The sequence below is a fragment of the Micromonospora sp. NPDC047644 genome (genome assembly GCF_040704315.1).
Lineage (GTDB): Bacteria > Actinomycetota > Actinomycetes > Mycobacteriales > Micromonosporaceae > Micromonospora.
The window spans coordinates 272,728-292,474 of record NZ_JBEYSY010000006.1 but is presented as its reverse complement, the minus strand read 5'-3'; the positions used below and the strand labels follow the sequence as shown (position 1 = coordinate 292,474).

Annotated in this window: 14 protein-coding genes; 6 read left to right on the top strand and 8 right to left on the bottom strand. The window is 73.1% G+C overall.

Annotated elements, in window-relative coordinates:
* The first annotated feature begins 59 nt into the window (after positions 1-59).
* Both AB0877_RS12455 and AB0877_RS12450 read left to right on the top strand, forming a co-directional pair.
* Positions 60-2,594 carry a nitrate- and nitrite sensing domain-containing protein gene (locus AB0877_RS12455; RefSeq protein WP_366608658.1) on the top strand — a complete coding sequence of 845 codons (2,535 nt, stop codon included), beginning with the start codon at positions 60-62 and terminating at the stop codon, positions 2,592-2,594.
* 5 nt (positions 2,595-2,599) lie between these two features.
* Positions 2,600-3,013 (top strand): roadblock/LC7 domain-containing protein, encoded by a 414-nt coding sequence (locus tag AB0877_RS12450; RefSeq protein WP_196925059.1) that lies wholly within the window; start codon positions 2,600-2,602, stop codon positions 3,011-3,013.
* A 79-nt stretch (positions 3,014-3,092) separates the two neighbouring features.
* On the opposite strand, the gene AB0877_RS12445 is transcribed toward AB0877_RS12450, so the two are convergent.
* Entirely contained in the window at positions 3,093-4,436 is a 1,344-nt protein-coding gene (locus tag AB0877_RS12445) for a GH1 family beta-glucosidase (protein WP_366608657.1), read from the bottom strand.
* An 845-nt stretch (positions 4,437-5,281) separates the two neighbouring features.
* Between AB0877_RS12445 and AB0877_RS12440 the strand changes: the two genes are divergently transcribed.
* On the top strand, positions 5,282-8,188 hold the full coding sequence (locus AB0877_RS12440) for a glycoside hydrolase family 48 protein (RefSeq protein WP_366608656.1): 2,907 nt from the start codon (positions 5,282-5,284) through the stop codon (positions 8,186-8,188).
* A gap of 319 nt (positions 8,189-8,507) precedes the next feature.
* On the opposite strand, the gene AB0877_RS12435 is transcribed toward AB0877_RS12440, so the two are convergent.
* The gene (locus AB0877_RS12435; protein WP_366608732.1) at positions 8,508-9,176 is read right to left on the bottom strand and encodes a DUF3159 domain-containing protein; all 669 of its coding nucleotides are present in this window, start codon (positions 9,174-9,176) and stop codon (positions 8,508-8,510) included.
* 170 nt (positions 9,177-9,346) lie between these two features.
* On the opposite strand from AB0877_RS12435, the gene AB0877_RS12430 reads away from it, so the two are divergent.
* Positions 9,347-10,234, top strand: coding sequence for a phosphatase PAP2 family protein (locus AB0877_RS12430; RefSeq protein WP_366608655.1), 888 nt, complete (start codon positions 9,347-9,349; stop codon positions 10,232-10,234).
* Between the two features lie 36 nt (positions 10,235-10,270).
* Here AB0877_RS12430 and AB0877_RS12425 read toward each other — a convergent pair whose 3' ends face one another.
* Positions 10,271-11,134: a DUF1028 domain-containing protein gene (locus AB0877_RS12425; RefSeq protein ID WP_366608654.1), complete on the bottom strand. Its 864-nt coding sequence runs from the start codon at positions 11,132-11,134 to the stop codon at positions 10,271-10,273.
* A gap of 47 nt (positions 11,135-11,181) precedes the next feature.
* Complete coding sequence (locus tag AB0877_RS12420; protein ID WP_366608653.1) at positions 11,182-12,402, bottom strand: low temperature requirement protein A; 1,221 nt, start codon at positions 12,400-12,402, stop codon at positions 11,182-11,184.
* A 154-nt stretch (positions 12,403-12,556) separates the two neighbouring features.
* On the opposite strand from AB0877_RS12420, the gene AB0877_RS12415 reads away from it, so the two are divergent.
* Both AB0877_RS12415 and AB0877_RS12410 read left to right on the top strand, forming a co-directional pair.
* Positions 12,557-13,540, top strand: a complete 984-nt coding sequence (locus AB0877_RS12415) for an LLM class F420-dependent oxidoreductase (protein WP_366608731.1) — start codon at positions 12,557-12,559, stop codon at positions 13,538-13,540.
* Complete coding sequence (locus AB0877_RS12410; protein ID WP_366608652.1) at positions 13,537-14,328, top strand: SDR family oxidoreductase; 792 nt, start codon at positions 13,537-13,539, stop codon at positions 14,326-14,328. The genes AB0877_RS12415 and AB0877_RS12410 overlap by 4 nt, the downstream gene beginning before the upstream one ends.
* Before the next feature lie 4 nt (positions 14,329-14,332).
* Here AB0877_RS12410 and AB0877_RS12405 read toward each other — a convergent pair whose 3' ends face one another.
* The 4 genes from AB0877_RS12405 to AB0877_RS12390 form a co-directional block, all read right to left on the bottom strand.
* A complete protein-coding gene (locus tag AB0877_RS12405) occupies positions 14,333-15,133 on the bottom strand; it encodes a class I SAM-dependent methyltransferase (RefSeq protein ID WP_366608651.1) in 801 nt (266 codons plus the stop codon).
* An 80-nt stretch (positions 15,134-15,213) separates the two neighbouring features.
* Complete coding sequence (locus AB0877_RS12400) at positions 15,214-17,559, bottom strand: transglutaminaseTgpA domain-containing protein (protein ID WP_366608650.1); 2,346 nt, start codon at positions 17,557-17,559, stop codon at positions 15,214-15,216.
* Positions 17,553-18,716 (bottom strand): DUF58 domain-containing protein, encoded by a 1,164-nt coding sequence (locus tag AB0877_RS12395; RefSeq protein ID WP_366608649.1) that lies wholly within the window; start codon positions 18,714-18,716, stop codon positions 17,553-17,555. Before AB0877_RS12395 ends, AB0877_RS12400 begins: the two co-directional genes overlap by 7 nt.
* Positions 18,717-18,730: 14 nt before the next feature.
* Entirely contained in the window at positions 18,731-19,726 is a 996-nt protein-coding gene (locus AB0877_RS12390; protein ID WP_124777372.1) for a MoxR family ATPase, read from the bottom strand.
* Between the last annotated feature and the right edge of the window lie 21 nt (positions 19,727-19,747).

Below are 19,747 nucleotides of genomic sequence, written 5' to 3'. Positions count from 1 at the left end.
TGGTTGGATGGACTGCGCTCCCCCGACCGCGGTGGACGCGGTAGGACGGAGGAGGCAGGGTGGCGGCAGGTCCCGACCCGGCGAACGGCGCGGTGTCGAACCATCGCCGGCGTCGCTTCGATGTCCGAGTTGTTCCGCATCGACGGCGGTCGCCGTTCCGGCTGCGCGACTGGCGGATGAGCACGAAGCTCGCCACCGTGCTCGTGGTGCCGTCGATGGCGTTCCTCCTGCTCGCCGGGGTGCAGACCAGCACCCTGGTGGGGCGGACGACGGCGTTGAACGACTTCTCCAGTCAGGTCGGCATCGGCCGGCAGATCACCGCGGCGGTGCACCAGCTCCAGCAGGAGCGGGACCGCTCGGCGGGGGAGCTGGCCGAGCTGCGCAAAGGTGGTGACCGGCAGGCCACCGCGAACGACCTGAAGCCGTTGCAGGAGGCCACCGACAAGGCCATCGTGGACCTCAGCCGGGCCGCCGAGCCGTTGGCCGACGCGGACGCGTCCTGGCGGGTCGCCTTCTCCGAGGCGTTGGAGACGTACGACCAGGTGGTCGACATCCGCTCGGCGATCCCACCGGCGGTGCTCAGCAACGAGACCGTCCTGGGCAACTACAACCGGGCCGTCGCGGCGTTGCTCGACCTGCTGGCCGAGCCGACGCCGGGGCAGAACCAGCCGGCGTTGAACGACGCGGTGCTGCGCTACGTCCAGTTGGCCCGGGTCAAGGAGCTCTCCTCCCGGGTGGGGGCCCAGCTCTACGCCGCTGCCCGTGCCGGCGCGTACGGCACCGAGGACCGGGTGGTCCTCGCCGACCTGCGCGGTCAGCAACTCACCGCGCTCGGCGCGTTCCGGGTGGCCGCGACCAGTGAGCAGATCCGCCGCTACGACGAGACCTCGGTGTCGCCGATGTTCCTGGTCGCCACCGGGTTGGAGGAGCGCAGCCTGTCCTCCGGCGGCTCGTCGCCGCAGGTGCTGCCGTCGGAGCAGTGGTGGTCGGCCAGCCAGCAGCGTCAGGAGCTGCTGCGTCAGCTTGAGGCGGGGGTGCTCGACGACGCTGTCCGGCAGGCCGAGGAGGCCAGCGACGATCAGCTGCGCACGACCCTGCTGGTCGTCGGCGGGGTGGTCACGGTCCTGCTGGCGGCACTGCTGATCTCGTTGCTCATCGGTCGCTCGGTCGCCCGGTCGATGCGGCTGCTGCGCAGCCAGGCGTTGCGGATCGCCCAGGTCGAGTTGCCGGACGCTCTGGACCGACTGAAGACCGTCACCGGTGGGGTGCCGCGCATCGACGTCGCGCCGGCGGTGGTCCGGTCACTCGACGAGATCGGCGAGCTGGCCGAGGCGTTCGTGGCGGTGCACCGCAGCGCGGTCACGGTCGCCGTCGAGCAGGCGCTGATGCGGCGCAACGTCAACGCGATGTTCGTCAACCTGGCCCGCCGCAGCCAGGTGCTGGTGGAACGTCAGCTTGAGCTGTTGGACGACCTGGAGCGCGAGGAGAGCGACCCGGACCAGCTGGAGAACCTGTTCAAGCTCGATCACCTGGCCGCCCGGATGCGCCGTAACGACGAGAGTCTGCTGGTGCTCGCCGGCACCGACTCCACCCGCCGGTGGAACCGGCCGGTCGGGCTCGGTGCCGTGCTGCTGGCCGCCGCCGCGGAGATCGAGCAGTACCAGCGGGTCCGGATCGAGTCGGTCGCCGATGTGCACGTTGTCGGGCACGCCGTCGGCGAGTTGGTGCACCTGCTGGCCGAGCTGCTGGAGAACGCCACGGCCTTCTCCCGGCCGGACACCGTCGTGGTGGTGACCGCCCGGGTCGAGGGGGGCGGTGCGCTGATCGAGATCGTCGACCGGGGTCTGGGTATGAGCCCGACCGCGTTGGTGCAGGCGAACGAGGTGCTGGCCAGCCCTCCGGCCGCGGACGTCGCGGCGGTGGAGCGGATGGGGCTCTTCGTGGTCAGTCACCTCGCGGCCCGGTTGAGCGTCCGCGTGCGGTTGGCGGGCGGCGAGGACGGCCTGGTCGCTCGGCTCGCCCTGCCCGCGGAGTTGCTGGCGCCGGCGGGCAGCGTCGAGCTGGACGCGCCCCCGTCGGCGCGGATGCTGGCGGCGAGCGCGGCGCGAGGGGTGGTTCCGCAGCCCGGGGCCGCCCGACCGGCCGCTGCCCCGATGGTGAACGGCGCGGTGCGGGACCTGCCGGTGGCCGGCCGTCCGCCGGGCGTCGGCGTGCCGCGTCCGGGCCGCCCGGTGCCGGTGCGCGCCGAGGACGTGTTGACCCCCGCCGGCGCTCGCGGTTCCGGCGGGGGCTGGTATTCGCGGCAGGGCCCGGCACCGGCGGTGCCTGCCGCGGCGGCGCCACCGGCGATCCCGGTGACCGCCGGCACCAATGAGCGGGGATTGCCGGTACGGGTGCCCATGGCGCAGTTGAGCGCGGTCACCCGTTCGGCGCAACCGATGACGGCACCGACCCGCACCGACCCGGACCCGGAGGCGGTCGGCGGCATGCTCTCGCGGCTCTACAGCGGAGTACGGCGCGCCGAGGCTGAGGACACCACCGAGATACCTGTGCCACCGTCCGGGGGGCACGACGAAGGGGGACGACGACAGTGACGACGTTGAGCCAGGAGGCGCGTGACCTGAGCTGGCTGGTGAGCGCGTTCGCGGAGCGGGTGCCGGGTGTGGCGCACGCGGTGGTGGTCTCCTCCGACGGGCTGCTGGTGGCGATCTCCGATCACCTGCCGCGTGACAACGCGGACAAGCTCGCCGCGGTGACCTCCGGGCTGATGAGCATCACCGCGGGCGCGGCCTCGATGTTCGACGGCGATGTCGTCAAGCAGACGGTGGTCGAGATGGGCCGGGGCTACTTCCTGGTGATGCAGATCCGCGACGGTTCGATTCTGGCCACGCTGGCCGCCGGTGACGCGGACATCGGCGTGGTGGGCTACGAGATGGCCCGGTTGGCCAAGCAGGCGGGGGAGATGCTCACCCCGGCGTTGCGGGCGGAGTTGCAGCAGGCGCTGCCCCGCTGAGTGGGCCGGCCGAGGCCCGGACGGTCGCGGCTCACCCGAGCCGAGCCGTCCGGGCCCGGGCGTCCGGGTGGCGGCGCGCTCAGAAGCCGCCGTCGGCGATGACCGAGCGGTACCAGGTGGCGGAGTTCTTGAGCACCCGGCGCTGGGTGGCGTAGTCCACGTAGACCAGGCCCCAGCGCTGCTCGTAGCCCTGGTCCCACTCGAAGTTGTCGAGCAGTGACCAGACGTGGAAGCTCTCCAGCGGCACTCCCTCGGCGATGGCCCGGTGTGCGGCGGTGAGGTGGTCGCGCAGGAACCTGATCCGTCCGGTGTCCTGGACGGTGTCGTCCGCGCCCAGGGTGTCCGGTGTGGGCAGCCCGTTCTCGGTGATGGTGATCGGGATCGGCCCGTATTCGCGGGTGATCCGGGTCAGCAGGTCGTACATCCCCTCGGGGTAGATCTGCTGCCATTCGGCCTCGGAGGTTTCCCAGCGGTGCGTGGTGCCGCCGTCGCCGGTGACGTAGATCGGGGTGTAGTACTGCACGGCCAGCAGGTCGACCGGCGCGGAGATGGTTTCCAGGTCGCCGTCGCGGATGCCCTGGGCCATCCGGCTCTGCGGGCCCAGGTCGGCCAGCAGGTCCTCCGGGTAGCTGCCCTTGAGCAGGGAGTCGAGGTAGAGGCGGTTCTCGTAGGCGTCGTAGAGGCGGGCGGCGGCGGCAGCCTGCGGGGAGTCGTCGGCGGGGTAGCAGGGGTGCAGGTTGAGCGCGGGGCCGATGCGGCTGTCGCTGCCGGTGGCGCGTAGCGCGGCGACGGCGTACCCGTGGGCGAGTTGCAGGTGGTGGGCGACCAGGTAGGCGGCGTCGGGGTCCTGCCGCCCGGGGGCGTGGTGGCCGGTGAGGTAGCCGTTCTGCACCACGGTCTTGGGTTCGTTGATGGTGAGCCAGGCCGGCACCCGGTCGCCGAGGGCGCGGAAGAGCACGTCGGCGTAGTCGGCGAAGCGGTGGGCGGTGTCGCGTGACTCCCAGCCGCCGGCGTCCTGGAGCGCCTGCGGGAGGTCCCAGTGGAAGAGGGTGGCCATCGGGGTGATGCCGCGCTCGTGCAGGCCGTCGAGGAGACGGCGGTAGAAGTCGAGGCCGCGTTGGTTGGGCGTGCCGGTGCCGTCGGGCTGGATCCGGGGCCAGGAGATGGAGAAGCGGTAGCTGCGCAACCCGAGGTCGCGCATGAGGTCGAGGTCCTCGGCGTAGCGGTGGTAGTGGTCGATGGCCACGTCGCCGGTGTCGCCGTTGCGGGTGCGACCTGGGACGCGGCTGAAGGTGTCCCAGACCGACTCGCCGCGCCCGTCCTCCTTGGCGGCGCCCTCGATCTGGTAGGCGGAGGTGGCCGCGCCCCAGCCGAAGTTGTCCGGGAAGCGCAGCGGGCCGGCGGGCCCGGTAGGTATCGACATGGATTCTCCTCATGGATACGGGGCCACCGCCGAAAGATTCGGGAGCGCTCCCATGATAGGGCAGGCGCTGCCAGCCGGTCAGCCGGCCGTCAGAACGGCCGGCGCTGGCGGTTGGGAGGCGGGTGTGGGCCCCGAGCAGCGAACGAGGCCGTCCGGGCGGCGCGGCGCGCCTGTCCCGTCGGCCTCTTTTCCTATCGTGTACGGGGGTTTAGTGTGGGGACGGGGGAGGGCAACCCCCGTCCCCACCGTAACTGCACACACACGGGCGGAATTTGGGTCCTGCCGTGCGTGTCGCGCGGGAGCCGGGCCACGCGAGTGGCTCTGGTTCCACCTCCCTCCCTGTGGCGGGACGATGGCTGACGACGGCGTCCGGGCTGGCCCGTCGTCGGCCTTCGGTCTGGTCACTGGGCTCGTCAGGACGACCCCAGCGATCTTCTTGTTGGAACCTTGTCGATGGAAGCGCTCCCATCGACCGATGCTGCGACTGTAACGCCCGTCACGCCTTTGTGAAAGACCCAAAACGAGATCGAAACAAGGAGCTGATCCAGCGCTCCGTGCGCTTGTTGTGGGAGCGCTTCCATGGCACACTGTCGATTCGACGCGACAGGAGCCACATCGCGTGAGTGCGGGTCCACCGAGGGCAACCGGCAGCGTCAGCTCCGGTCACGGTCACCCGAGCGCAGCCGGCGGGACCCCTCCCGTGCGGGCCGCGACCGCCCTACCCCGGCCGGGCCCGGGGAAGACCACCTTCCCGGCGCCTCAACATCCCCGCGGACCACCACCACCCTCGCGGGCAGGCGCCTCGCCGGGACCATCCCGGCCTGGTCCGAGGAGACACCGCGCACATGAGACAACTGGCAATACGCCGCCGCGTGGCGCTCGCCGCCGCCGCGCTGCTGGCCATCGGCGGGGTGACCCTGCCCGCCGGCGCCGCACAGGCCGCACCCGCCTGTGACGTGGTCTACGCGACCAACGACTGGAACACCGGCTTCACCGCGAACGTCACCATCAAGAACCTGGGTGACCCGGTGAGCAACTGGACGCTCAAGTGGACCTTCCCGACCAGCGGTCAGCGGGTCACCCAGGGTTGGTCGGCCAGATTCAGTCAGACCGGCAGCGAGGTCACCGCGACGAACGAGTCGTACAACGGCAACCTCGCCACCGGGGCCTCCACCACCATCGGCTTCAACGGCGCCCACTCGGGCAGCAACCCGAAGCCCACCTCGTTCACGCTCAACGGCACCCCCTGCAACGGCACCCCGGCCAACCAGCCGCCGACGGTCTCCCTCGGCCTGCCGACCGGGCCGTTCACCGCGCCGGCCGACGTGCCGCTGACGGCCACCGCCAGCGACCCGGACGGGACGATCAGCAAGGTCGAGTTCTACCGCAACGGCCTGCTGATCAACACCGACACCTCCGCTCCGTACGTGTACACGCAGGAGGACCTGCCGGCCGGCAGCTACACCGTCCAGGCCAAGGCCTACGACAACGCCAACGGCATCGGGGTCGACGAGAAGGCGTTCACCGTCGGCAACGCCACCGGCCCGACACTGGTCGCCACCCCGTCCGCGGTGAGCGTCGCCGAGGGTGGCAGCGCCACCTTCAACCTCAAGCTCAGCGCCGCCCCGACGGCCAACGTGCCGGTCACCCTCACCCGCACCGGTGACACCGACGTCACGGTCTCGCCGGCCACCGTCACGCTGACCCCGAGCAACTGGAACACCGGGGTCACCGTCACGGTCGCCGCGGCGGAGGACGCCGACACCGTCGGTGGCGCCGCCACCATCACCGCGTCCGCCACCGGTCTGGCCTCGCTGGCGGTCAGCGCCACCGAGATCGACAACGACACCCCCGGCGGCGACAACGCCTACACCGCGAAGTTCCTCGAGCAGTACGGCAAGATCAAGAACTCGGGCTACTTCAGCCCCGAGGGCGTGCCGTACCACTCGGTGGAGACGCTGATCGTCGAGGCGCCCGACCACGGCCACGAGACCACCTCCGAGGCGTTCAGCTTCTGGCTCTGGCTGGAGGCCTACTACGGCAAGGTCACCCAGAACTGGGCCCCGTTCAACAACGCCTGGACGGTGATGGAGAAGTACATCATCCCCACGCACGCCGACCAGCCAACTGCTGGGTCCGCCGGAACGCCGCAGTACGCCGCGGAGTTCAACCTGCCCAGCCAGTACCCGTCGGCGCTGAACCCGAACGTCCCGGTCGGCCAAGACCCGCTCCGCTCGGAGCTGCAGTCCACCTACGGCACCGGCGACATCTACGGCATGCACTGGCTGATGGACGTCGACAACACCTACGGCTTCGGCCGCTGCGGTGACGGCACCACCAAGCCGGCCTACATCAACACCTTCCAGCGCGGCACCCAGGAGTCGGTGTGGGAGACCATCCCGCAGCCCTCCTGCGACACCTTCAAGCACGGCGGTCAGTACGGCTACCTCGACCTGTTCGTCAAGGACACCGGCGCCCCCGCCAAGCAGTGGAAGTACACCAACGCCCCGGACGCCGACGCCCGCGCCGTGCAGGCCGCGTACTGGGCGCTGACCTGGTCCAAGGCGCAGAACAAGCAGGCCGACGTCGCGGCCACCATCACCAAGGCCGCCAAGATGGGCGACTACCTGCGGTACGCGATGTTCGACAAGTACTTCAAGAAGATCGGCAACTGCGTCGGGGCCAGCACCTGCCCCGCCGGCAGCGGCAGGGACTCGGCGCACTACCTGCTGTCCTGGTACTACGCCTGGGGCGGCGCGTACGACGCCAGCCAGAACTGGTCCTGGCGGATCGGCTCCAGCCACAACCACTTCGGCTACCAGAACCCGTTCGCGGCCTGGGCGCTGACGAACACCCCGGAGCTGGCGCCGAAGTCGGCGACGGCGGCCGCCGACTGGACCAAGAGCTTCGAGCGGCAGCTGGAGTTCTACACCTGGTTGCAGTCCGCCGAGGGCGGCATCGCCGGTGGCGCCACCAACAGCTGGGACGGTAGCTACGCCCAGCCGCCGGCCGGTACCAGCACCTTCTACGGCATGTTCTACGACGTCGACCCGGTCTACAACGACCCGCCGTCGAACCAGTGGTTCGGTATGCAGGCCTGGTCGATGCAGCGCATCGCCGAGCTGTACCAGCAGACCGGCAACGCGAAGGCCAAGGCGCTGCTGGACAAGTGGGTGCCCTGGGCGATCGCCAACACCACCCTCGGCACCAACTGGTCGATCCCGTCGGACATGGCGTGGACCGGTCAGCCGACCACCTGGAACCCGTCCAACCCGCAGCCCAACACCGGCCTGCACGTCGAGGTCATCAGCAAGGGCCAGGACGTCGGTGTCACCGCCGCCTACGCCCGGATCCTGATCGCGTACGCGGCCAAGTCGGGCAACGTGGCGGCGAAGGACACCGCCAAGGGGCTGCTCGACGCGCTGTCGGCCGCCAGCGACGCCAAGGGTGTCTCCACCACCGAGAAGCGTGGCGACTACCGGCGCTTCGACGACGTCTACAACGCGTCCACCGGGCAGGGCCTCTACGTCCCATCGGGTTGGACCGGGAAGATGCCGAACGGCGACACCATCGCCGCCGGCAAGAGCTTCCTGGACATCCGGTCCTTCTACAAGAACGACCCGGACTGGCCCAAGGTGCAGGCGTACCTGGACGGTGGTCCGGAGCCCGAGTTCAACTACCACCGGTTCTGGGCACAGGCTGACGTCGCCATGGCGTACGCCGACTACGGCAGCATGTTCCCGAACGGCTGAGACGACCCGGGGTGGGTGGCGTGGACCGCCCACCCCGGGATTCGGCCCCGGTCCGGGGAACGACGGACCGGGGCCGGCGGGACGGCCTGACACCCACGGTCAGGCCGGGGTGGGCCGGCCATCTGGCCGACGCAGCGGATCGGCTGGCCCACCCCACCGCCCGGACTGGAGCCAGCCGCGAAAAAGCCCAGAAATTCGGGCCGTCGCGGGATCACACCGAGGTCTGTGACGGAGTAACGTACGTCACCGGAGAGGCCGCTCCCCCCGTGGCGGCCTCTCCACTTTTTTGCCCAGAGTCCGGCGAGCGGGACCGGGCTTCTCAGTCCGGCGGCACGACCGGGTGACGCAACCCCGGGTGCCCGGCCGGCAGCGAGCGCCGCAGCACCACCCAGCTCAGCGCCAGCGCCGCGGCGACCAGCGGCCAGGTCAGCGCCACCCGGGCGACCACCAGCGCGAGCACCTGCCCACCCAGGTAGAGCGGCACGAACACGGCCACCCGCAGCAGGTAGGTCACCGTCCACACCCAACTGGCCCGGCCGTACCCGCGCAGCAGCGCCGGGTCGCGCCGCCACCCGGCCCGCTGGCCCAGCACCGCGCCGACCAGCACGCCGAGCAGTGGCCACCGCACCACGATGCTGACCGTCCACGCCAGAGCGCTCGCGGCGTTCGACAGCACCTGGATCAGAAAGAAGTTCTCGGCCCGGCCGGTGCGTACCGCGATCAACGCCGCGACGCAAACGGCCAGCAGCCCGATCAGCACCGAGCGCGGCCGGTCACCTCGACGCAGCCGTACGCCGGCCACCACCGCGCCCACGGCCAGCGCCGCGCCGACCCCGCCCCACAGCGACTCGCCGCCCAGCAGCCAGCCCACCGCGAAGGCCAGCGGCGGCAGGGTCGCGTCGATGGCGCCGCGTCGCCCGCCCAGCAGATCCGTCAACGACTCGACCCGCGCCGACCCACCGGCCCCGGCGTCGCCGCCCGTCGGCATCGGCCCGGCCGACCCCGGTTTGTCGCCTTCACCCTGCTCCGGGCCGGGTTCGGTCGGTGCGCTGTCGCGCTCCGGTACTCCGCTCACCACCGCCTCCTCGCCTCCGGCACAACCTAACCGCCAGATGGTGGCGGGCCACCGGTCGGACCGCCGACACCTGCCGCTACGGTGTGCGGATGCGCGCGACGGCACGGGGTTGGACCGCTGTCTGGTTGGTCGTACTGGCCCTCGTCCAGGCGGCCGCCTTCCTCGCCGTGTGGCGGGTGGCCGTGCACTCCGAGATAGGTCAGTGGGTGGACACGGTCGCCCTCACCGGCAACCGGATCGGGCAGGACACAATCGACGGCCCCGTCGACAAGATCCTCAACGCGATGTCGGTGGTCTCCCTGCTGGCCGTCACCGCGACGATCGGGTTCATCGCGCTGATCCGGGGACGGATCGCCCTGGCGATCACCGCGACCCTGCTGATCGCCGGAGCGAACGTCACCACCCAGTTGCTCAAGTACGGGCTGAACCGGCCCGACTACGGTGTCGACCCGGAGCGCGCCGCGGTGGGCAACAGCCTCCCGAGCGGGCACGCCACGGTGGCCGCCTCGGTGGCGGTCGCGTTGATGCTCGTGCTGCCGCGCAAGGTGCGAGCCGTCGGGGCCTTCATCGGTGCCGGGTACGCCGCCGTCGCCGGAGTCGCCACCCTCTCCGCCGGCTGGCACCGACCCAGCGACGCCGCCGCCGCGTACCTGGTGGTGGGGGTGTGGGCGGCGTTGGCCGGGTTGCTGCTGCTGGTCACCCAGCGGGAGCAGGCCGAGATCGCCCCCGGCGACGCGCACCGGGTCGCGGCGCTGGTGCTCGGGGTCGGTGGTGTGCTCGCCCTGGTGGCCTGCGGGCTCTCGCTGTCCTGGCTGCTCGACCTGCGCGACACCGGGCCGGAGGAGCTGGCCCGCCGACCCCTGTTCGTCGGGTACGCGGGCAGCGCCGCCGGGATCGCCGGCACGATGGCGGTGGTGATGGCGTTGGCGCTCACCGTCGTGCACCGGCTGGTGCCCCGGGTGAAGGGCTGAGTCAGCCGGCGTAGCCACCTGGGCGGCCGAGCGCGGTCAGCTCGCGGCGCGCGGGGCGGGGACGTGCGGGGCGACACCGCGCAGGTGGGTGAGGACCACGGGGTCGATGCGACCCGGCACCAGCCGCTCCTCCAGGTTCTCCAACCCGGCCCAGGAGATCAACGCCGCTTCCGTGTCGTCGGCGTGCACCGGGTGGCCCAGCGCGCCGAGCAACGCCGCCACCTCGGCGGCGACCGCGCCGCTGAGGTCGAGCAGGGTGGCCGGGTCCGGCCGGCCGAACAGCATGGTGTGCACGGTGAGCAGCCGGCCCAGCTCGGCGACCGGGTCCGGGTGGTCGTCCACGCGCAGGTCGACCACCACGTCGCTGGTGCCGCCGTACCCGCCGCCGCGCTCGACCACCAGCAGGCCGGCGCTCTGCCGGCCCCGCCGGTCGCCGCCGGCCTCGTCGCCGGCCCGCAGCGCGGCGACCAACCGCTCCGCGAACGGCAGTGCCGCTCCCGCCTGCCAGGCCGCGCCGAGGGCGTCGACGACCTCCGGCCCGGTGAGGATGTTGCCCTGTGCGGCCCAACCGTCGCCGGTCCGCCCGCCGGCCCACGGATGGCAGGCCGGCCCGGTCCAGGTGGCACCCGCACCGGTGGCCCCCACGACGCCGACTTGGCGGTGCTCCCGCTCGGGGTCGGCGGCGATCAGCCCGGCCACCACGTCGGCGGGGGCCACCCCGGTGCGCAGCAGGGTGAGGCCCTGCGGGCGGTAGGCGAGGTTGACGTGGGCCTGGGTGGCCAGCGCGCCGACCTCGGCGGCGGCGGCCGGGACCAACGCCCCGGCGGCGAGGAACTTGCTGGCGACGGCGACGCCGTGTAGGCGACCGTCGGCGGAGCGGGCGACGAGGGAGAAGGTCACCGGCCGAGGTTAGCCCTCCGCGCCGCCGCGACAAGGGCAGGTGAGGCTCAGAACGGTGGCGTGGCGGCCTCCGGTGGGGCGCCGTGGGCGCGACGGGCGTCGGCCACCGCGACAGCGGCCAGCACCACCGCTCCGACCGCTGTCGCGGCCACCCCGGGCAGGTGTCGCAGCGGCACGGCCGAGGCCAGCAGGACCAGCAGGGCGATCCACCGGGACGGGGAGACCCGTGCGAACACCTCGTACTCCAGGCGGGACCGCCCGGCCAGGAACAGGATCGGCCCGGCGAGCACCATGACCAGCCACGGCCCGGGGATCCGCTCCAGCGGGCTTTCGATGATCAGCTCGTATCCGATCGCCGTGGAAGCGAGGCCGATCACCATCAGCAGGTGGGTGTCGGCGGCGGAGCGGCCGATGGTGGCGGGGTGCCGGGCCTTCGTCACCGCCTCGCCCAGGATCCGCCCGGCCCGCTGCACGTAGATCCGCCACAGCATGATCGAGGTGGCCAGTGCCAGCGCGAACGCCCACGCGTGCCCCGCCTCGTACGGGCCCTTGCTGTACGCGAAACCGGCCACCAGGATCGTCTCGCCCAGCGCCACGAGGAAGAACTGCTGGTACCGCTCGGCCAGGTGTTCCCCGGCGATCTCCCACTTGGAGATCGTCGAGCGGCCCAGGCCGGGCACCGGCCAACCACAGCGGGCCGCCAGATACTCGAACGCCAACGCCGCCGACCAGAGCGCCACCTGCCCGTTGGTGCCCTGCATCGCGCCGCCGATCCAGAGCACCCCGCTCAGCGCGAAGATCACCGCCATCCGCACCTTCAGCCGGCGGTACGGGTGCGCGCCCAGCGCGAACGACAGGATCACCGGCCGGGTCACCTGCGCGATCACGTACGCCACCGCGAACATCAGCGCGGTCTCGCTGAACGCCCGGGGGATCGCGACCCCCATCAGCATGCTGCACACCAACGCGGTGATCACCACGGTCTGCAACGGCACCCGGTAGGGGTCGTAGCGGCTGGTCGTCCACGCCGTGCCCTGCCAGACCGCCCAGAGCGCGAGCAGCAACAGCAGTGTCTTGCCGCTGCCGGTGACCGCCTCCCAGATGTACCTCCGGCCGGACTCCTCGGTCAGGTCCTCGAACGCGCGCGCCGAGATCCGGGTGAGCGCGAAGACGAACACCAGATCGAAGAAGAGTTCCAGGAACGTGGCTCGGCCGGGCGTTGCCGCCGCCGGAACCGGCTCCAGGTGTCCCGCCGCCCTGGAACCCATGGTCAGCGGCCTGCGCCGTCGGTCCGGTCCACCTCGAAGTGGTAACACTTTCCACCGCCACGCACGGTCGGAAACCGGCGATTCTGCCCAACCCGGGGATCTTGCTCGGGCCCGCGTCAACGGGCACGATCGACCGGTGACGAATCGATGGGGCATGACGGTGCCGCTGGGCGGGATCGCGCTGGCGCAGCACGACGCGGCCTACGCGGCCCTCGACCGGGCCGGGTTCACCGACGTCTGGTCGTCCGAGGTCGCCGGGACCGACGCGTTCACCCCGCTGGCGCTCGCCGCGGCCTGGCAGCCGGGGCTGCGGCTCGGCACCGCGATCACACCGGTCTTCACCCGAGGCCCGGGTCTGCTGGCGATGAGCGCGGCGGCGCTGGCCGAGGCCGCGCCGGGCCGGTTCTCGCTCGGCATCGGCGCGTCCTCACCGGTGCTCGTCCAAGACTGGAACGCCGTGCCGTTCGACGAGCCGTTCCGCCGCACCCGCGACGTGCTGCGCTTCCTGCGCGCCGCGCTGGCCGGCGAGACCGTCAACGAGGCCTACGACACGTTCACCATCCGCCGCTTCACGCTGGAATCACCACCGGCGACGCCACCACCGATCCTGCTCGCCGCGCTGCGCCCGGGGATGCTCCGGCTGGCCGGCGCGGAAGCCGACGGGGTCATCCTCAACTGGCTCGGCGCCGACGACGTGCCGCGTGCCCTCGCCGAGGTGGGCGAGCGCCGGGCCGGTTTCGAGGTCGCCGCCCGGATCTTCGTCTGCCCCACCGAGGACACCGCCTACGCCCGGGCGCTCGGCCGCCGGCTCATCACCAGCTACCTGACCGTCGCGGCGTACGCCGAGTTCCACCGCTGGCTCGGCCGCGACGAGGCGCTCGCGCTGATGTGGGAGGCGTGGGCCGCCGGTGACCGGCGCGGGGCCAACGCGGCGGTGCCCGACGAGGTGGTCGACGCGCTGGTGCTGCACGGCTCGCCGCAGCGGTGCCGCGCCGAGGTGCGCCGTTACGCCGACGCCGGGGTGGACGTGCCGATCATGGCGCTGTTGCCCACGCCCGAGGTCACCGCCGGCGGCGCGAGCGCGCTGCTCGGCCTCATCGCCCAGTTGGGCACGACCGTCGTGGAGGCGTCCGCGTGAACCTCACCGACCGGATCGTGGTGGTCACCGGCGGGGCCGGCGGCATCGGCGCGGCGCTGTCGCGCCGCTTCGCCGGCGAGGGGGCCGCCGCCGTGGTGGTCGCCGACCTGGACGCCGACGCGGCCCGCGCGGTAGCCGAGGGCATCGGCCCGGTCGCGCACGCCCGCGCCCTCGACGTCACCGACGAGGAGCAGGTCCGCGCGCTGGTCGCCGACACCGAGCAACGGTACGGCCGGATCGACCTGTTCTGCGCCAACGCGGGGGTGACCACCGGCGGGGGAGTGGAGGTCGACGACGCCGGCTGGGACCGCGCCTGGCGGGTCAACGTGCTCGCCCACGTCTACTCGGCCCGCGCGGTGCTGCCCGGAATGCTCGCCCGGGGCGGTGGGCACCTGCTGCACACCTGCTCGGCGGCGGGTGTGCTGACCGCGGTCGGCGACGCCCCGTACACCGCGACGAAGCACGCCTCGGTGGGGTTCGCCGAGTGGCTGGCCATCACCTACCGGAACCGGGGCATCCGGGTCAGCGCGCTGTGCCCGCAGGGGGTGGACACGCCGATGCTCGCCGACGGGCTCGCCGACGCTCACCTGGGCGCGCGGGTGGTCGCCGCGTCCGGTGCGGTGCTCACCCCGGACCAGGTCGCCGACGCGGCCGTCGCCGGGCTGGCCGAGGAACGTTTCCTGATCCTGCCGCACCCCGAGGTCGCCGACTACGCCCGCCGTCGCGCCGAGGACCCGGACGGCTGGCAGGCCGGCATGCGCAAACTCATCCGCCGGCTGACCACCTGACCCGCTACCGGCTGGGAACGCGTCCGACGGCCAGGAGGTGGGCACTGGAGCTGATCAGCGCGGGCTCGTTGCTGTAGAGCCGGGCCAGGTCCAACGCCGCGGCGAAGACGACGTCCTGCGCCGGCCCGTTCGCCGCCTCCGCCGCCGTCCAGGCCGGGCCCTCCACACCGTGTACGACAACATCGGTCAGCCCCGCGACCGCGCACTCGTCGGTGATCTCCTCGACCCGGTGGAAGTAGGCGTGGGTGAACCCGATGCGCGGATCGTTGACGCCGTCGCTTAGCAGCGCCCTGGCCTCGTCGAGCAGCCTCTCGTCGAGTCGTCCGGTGGCCGCGAAGTCCAACGGGCCGGCGAAGCGGGAGATGACGGCGGCCACGACGAGACCGCCGGGGCGGGTGACCCGGACCGCCTCGCGCAGGGCCTGTAGCCGGTCGGCGCGGCGTACCAGGTGGTAGAGCGGGCCCAGGAGCAGCGCGGCGTCATATCCATCGTCGGCGTCGGGAAGCGCGCGCGCGTCGCCCACCTGTGCCTCGACCGGAGGGTGCCCGTCGCGGGCCTGCGCGACGTGGCTGGGCACCAGGTCGACGAGGCGGACGTCGTAGCCGGCTAGGACGAGGGCCCGGGCGTACTCGCCGGTGCCCCCACCGATGTCCAGCACCCGGGCACCTGGACCGGGCAGGAGATCCCGCAGGAGCTGCGTCGTGCGGATCCATTCCAGTCGCGCCTGCGGGCGGGCGGTGAGCCGCTGGTCCTCGCGGTAGCGCTGCGTGTAGTAGTCGACGATGTCGCTCGAATGCTGATCCACGCTCTGATGCTCGTAGGCGGGCACCCTCCGCGCCAGCCTGTTTCCCCCCGCCCCGCCCGGAGGGCCGTCGCTGCTCGTGATCACCGCGAGGAGCGGCGGGCGCGGCGCAGGGGAGACGGGTGGACCGACCAGAGCAGGCGACGCCACCACGGGCGGGCGGAGCGCAGGGTGGTCACGTAGGCGGTGGCCACGTCGGCGGCGCGAGCCGCCTGGTCGGGTGTCGCCGCGCCGGGGGCGAAGCCCACCTGGTTGAGCAGGGCCGCCAACTCGTCCACGGCCGGGCCGGGCGGGTCCGCCGCCGCCGTGTCGCCGCTGGGCGTGACAGCGACCGTGTCACTTCCGCTGCGAGCGAGGCGGGCGTCGGCGAGGGTCTGGCGGGCGTGGCCGGCGACCTCGGTGGCGGCCAGGTCGTCGCCGACCGGTCTGCCGGCCAGCCGGAGCGCGTCGGTGACCTCCCGCCAGGCGCCGGCGATGCGCTGGCCGGGGTCGCCCCGCACGAGCCGGCCGCGGGTCAGCGAGCGGCGCATCGCCAGCAGGGTGAGCAGGAGCGCCCCCACCACCAGCAGCAGGCCGCCGCTGCCGCCGGCGACCAGCACCGGCGTGGAGACCCCACCGTTGCCGGGCGGGGCGTCGACGGCGGTCGCCGGGTCCGGTGAGGCGCTGGGCTCGGCGGTCGGTGCCGGCGCCTCCGACGGGGGCGGGTCCTCCGGCGTCGGGCGGAAGTCCTCCTCGACCGGTCGCGGCTCGTTGTCGGGGCGGGGCAGCGGGTCGAACGACACCCAGCCCAGCCCGTCGAAGAGCACCTCCGGCCAGGCGTACGCGTCACCGGCCAGCACCGGCCCCTGCCCGCTGGTCCGGAAGCCCACCACCACCCGGGTGGGCAGCCCGGAAAGCCGGCCGAGGACCGCGAAGGCCGCCGCGAACTGCTCCGAGGTGCCCTCCTGCCCGCCGCCGTTGCGGGGCCCGAACAGAAAGAAACCCAGATTGGGGTACGCGTGCCCGCTCGGCGCGTCCGCCACCACCCGGTAGTGCTCGGCCAGGAACTGCTCGATCGCCGAGGCGCGCGCGAACGGGGCGCCGTTCTCCTCGGCGAGTTGGGTGGCCAGCCGGCGCATCGGGTCGGGCACCCCGTCGGCGACCCGCAGCACCCGGGCCACCTCCTCGCCGGCGGGCACGTTCGCGCTGGCCAACAGATTCTGGTCGGGGCGTTCCTCGACGGAGGTCACCGCGTACCGCAGCCCCGGCGTCAGCCCCTCCGGTCGGATCAGCGTCCCGCTCGCCGGGTCGTACGCCACCCGCGCGCCACTGACCTCCCGGGGTGTCGCCACGGCGGGCAGCAGCCGGCCGCTCAACTCGGCCACGCTGATCTGCTGCCGGACCGTCCGCACGGTACTGTCGCGGGCCACGGTGGCGGCCGGCAGGATCCGCCCGGCGTTGCGGTACGTCGCGCCGACCCGCCAGGTCACCCCGTCGTAGTCGCTGAGCACCGCCAACCGGATCCGCACACTGCGCGCGGTGTCCGGGGCGGGATCGGCGTCCGGCGGGGGGCCGGCGGGCGGTGCGTCGGGGCGTTCCGTGCTCACGTCGAGCAGTTTCTGCTCCGGGTGCAGCGCCCAGCCGGAGATGCGGATCAGCGGGTTCTCGTCGAGTGTCTGGACCTGCGGTGGCTCCACGTAGCGGCGGGGGTCCACCGGCCGCCCGTTGACCTGTTCGGCGACGACGGGGCCGAGCAACGCCACCAGCCCGACCACCAGTGCCACCCCGAGCGCCGCGCTGGTGGCCAGCCGCAGTCGCACCGCCGCGCGTACCCGGGGGGTCAGCTCCGCGCTCGGATCGCCGCCGCCCGCCGCGGTGCGGGTGGGGGTGGCCAGGCCGAGGGCCGCGACCGCGACGAACACCACTGTCGACCCCAGGGCCGGTTCGGCGTTCGGGCCGACCACGTAGAGGGCGGCGGCGTAGAGCCCGGCCGCCGGCAGGTAACCCAGCAGCACTCGGCCGGTGCGTAGCGCCACCTCCGCGCCGGTCAGCCCGGCCAGCCAGGCGGCGACGACCGGCACCAGCACGTTGTCCGGGGTGGGCTCCACCGGGATCATCGCGGTGAGCAGCCGGGGGATGCCGTTGCGGGCGGCGTCGGCGGTGACCTCCAGCAGGCCGCCCGGTATCTCAGCGCGGGTGGCGGCCAGTCGCAGCGACCACAGTGTCCAGCCGGCCATCGCGGCCACCGACACCGGCGCCACCAACCAGGACGGCAGCCGCCGGGCGGCCACGCTGACCAGCACCGAACCCGCCGCCGCGCCGATCACCAGCCAGGCCAGCAGGTTGCCCGCGTACACCCGGCCGAGCACCACCCCGGCGAGCGCCGTCAGCCCGATCAGGGCCAGCGGCAGGACCGCCGCCCGCAGCACCCGCACGGCGAGCGTCACCACCGGCGTACCCCGTCCCACTCGGCGGCGAACTGCGCGCCGTCGGCCGCGTCGACGACCACCAGACCGGCGGTGCCCGGCGGCGTCGGCTCGGCCGCGCCGAACACCGCGACCACCACCGACGGGTACGCCCCGCGCAGCGCCCCGACGTGGCCCAGCTCGTCGCGGCCGCCGGGCCCGGTCAGGAAGATCAGCGTGTCGCCGAGCCGGTCCTGTCGCAGTCGGGTGGTGGCCGCCCGCACCGCGTCGCCGTCGTCGGAGAGGTCGGCGGCGGCGAGCCGGTCCAGCGGCCCGAGCGGACCGTCTGCCTCGCCGTCGGAGGTCAGGGTTTCGGCGGCGACCGTGAGCAGCAGCACCGGCAGGTCCGCGCGGTGCGCGGCGGTGACGACCGACGCCGCCGCCTCGCACGCCGACTCGAACGACTCCGCCACCCCGCCGACCCGCTGCGGGTGCGCGACGGCACGGTTGTCCAGCAGGACGACCAGGCGCGGCAGGCTGGTGTCCACGTTCTCGCGCACCATCAGCTCACCCACCCGGGCGCTGGTGCGCCAGTGCACGCGGCGCAGCTCGTCGCCGACCACGTACTCCCGCAGCGAGTCGAACGTGATCGACCCGTGCGGGACGCCGTCCACCCGGCCGTCGAGGCTGCGCCCCGCGCCCCTGGGCACCGCCGTCAGCGGGTGGATCCGGGGGTGCACCCAGACCGGCACCGCCGCGCCGTAGGAACGGGCCAGCGCCACCAACCCCAGCGGGTCGCGGCGGGTCACCCGCAGCGGCCCGACCGGCACCACCCCACGACGGTCGGTCGGCACGTCGTAGCGGACCTCGGTGTCCCGGCCGGGTCGCAGGCGCAGCACCGGCACCGGCACGGTCCGCTGGCCGCACCGGTCCTCGGCCAGCAGGTTCGCCGAGCGCAGCCGGCCGGTGTTGCGCACTGTCAACGCCATGCTCGCCGGCTCGCCGCGCGCCACCCGGTCCGGGTCCGCGCGGCGGGTCACCGTCAGCCGGGGCCGCCAGGCCGCGACCAGCGCGGCGTAGCCGACGGCCCCGCCGGCCGCCGCGCCGAGCAACGTCAACTCGGGGTACGCGAACCGGAAACCCGCCCCCAGCAGCACCACGGCGGCGACGAGCAGCCCGACCCCACGGGCGGTGATTCCCATCGCGCTGCTGCCGGTCAGCCCTGCACCGGAGCGGGTTGCCCCGACGGCAGCGGCACCGGCACCGAGGCGACGGCCTGGCGCAGCACCTCGGCCGGGGTCATCCCGCGCACCTGGGCGTCCGGGGTGAGCAGCAGCCGGTGGGCGAAGACCGCCTCGGCGAGCGCCTTCAGGTCCTCCGGCATGATCCAGCCCCGCCCGTCGATCAGCGCGTACGCGCACGCCGCCCGGGTCAACGCGATCACGCCCCGGGGGCTGACGCCGACGCGCACCTGCGGGTGGGTGCGGGTGGCAGCGGCCAACCGGACCGCGTACGCGTACAGCGGCTCGGCGATGTGCACCCGGCGGGCCATCCGGACCATCTCGCCGACGGTGGCGGTGTCGGTGACCGGGGCGAGCGCCTCGGGGGACCGCACCGTCGCGCCGCGCAGCACCTCGACCTCGACGGCCTCGTCCGGGTAGCCGACGGAGAGCTTCACCAGGAAACGGTCCAACTGCGCCTCGGGCAGCCGGTAGGTGCCGTCCATCTCCACCGGGTTCTGGGTGGCGACCACCAGGAACGGCGACGGCACCGGGTGCCGGACCCCGTCCACGGTGACCGTGCGTTCCTCCATCACCTCCAGCAGCGCCGACTGGGTCTTCGGCGACGCCCGGTTGATCTCGTCGGCGATGACGATGTTGGCGAAGACCGGCCCCGGATGGAACTCGAAGTCCCGGGTCGCCTGGTTGAAGATCGTCACGCCGGACACGTCCGAGGGGAGCAGGTCGGGCGTGAACTGGATGCGCCGCCACTCGCCCTTGACCGTGGCGGCGATGGCCCGCGCCAGGGTCGTCTTACCGACCCCGGGCACGTCCTCCAGCAGCACGTGACCCTGGGCGAAGAGCGCGGTCAGCGCCAGCCGCACCACCTGCGGTTTGCCGAGTACCACCGCGTTGACGTTCTCGGCCAGCCGGGCGGCCAGGGCGGCGAAGCCCTGGACCTCCGGCTGGGTGAGCGGCTCGTGGGTGTTCACGGTCGGTGGTGCTCCTCGCCT

Coding starts and splice junctions, on each gene's coding strand:
- AB0877_RS12435 (WP_366608732.1), bottom strand. CDS start 9,176: ATGCCGACGGGCGGCGACGCCGGGGCCGGTGGGTCGGCGCGGGTCGAG.
- AB0877_RS12420 (WP_366608653.1), bottom strand. CDS start 12,402: ATGGGTTCCAGGGCGGCGGGACACCTGGAGCCGGTTCCGGCGGCGGCA.
- AB0877_RS12440 (WP_366608656.1), top strand. CDS start 5,282: ATGAGACAACTGGCAATACGCCGCCGCGTGGCGCTCGCCGCCGCCGCG.
- AB0877_RS12395 (WP_366608649.1), bottom strand. CDS start 18,716: ATGGGAATCACCGCCCGTGGGGTCGGGCTGCTCGTCGCCGCCGTGGTG.
- AB0877_RS12415 (WP_366608731.1), top strand. CDS start 12,557: ATGACGGTGCCGCTGGGCGGGATCGCGCTGGCGCAGCACGACGCGGCC.
- AB0877_RS12445 (WP_366608657.1), bottom strand. CDS start 4,436: ATGTCGATACCTACCGGGCCCGCCGGCCCGCTGCGCTTCCCGGACAAC.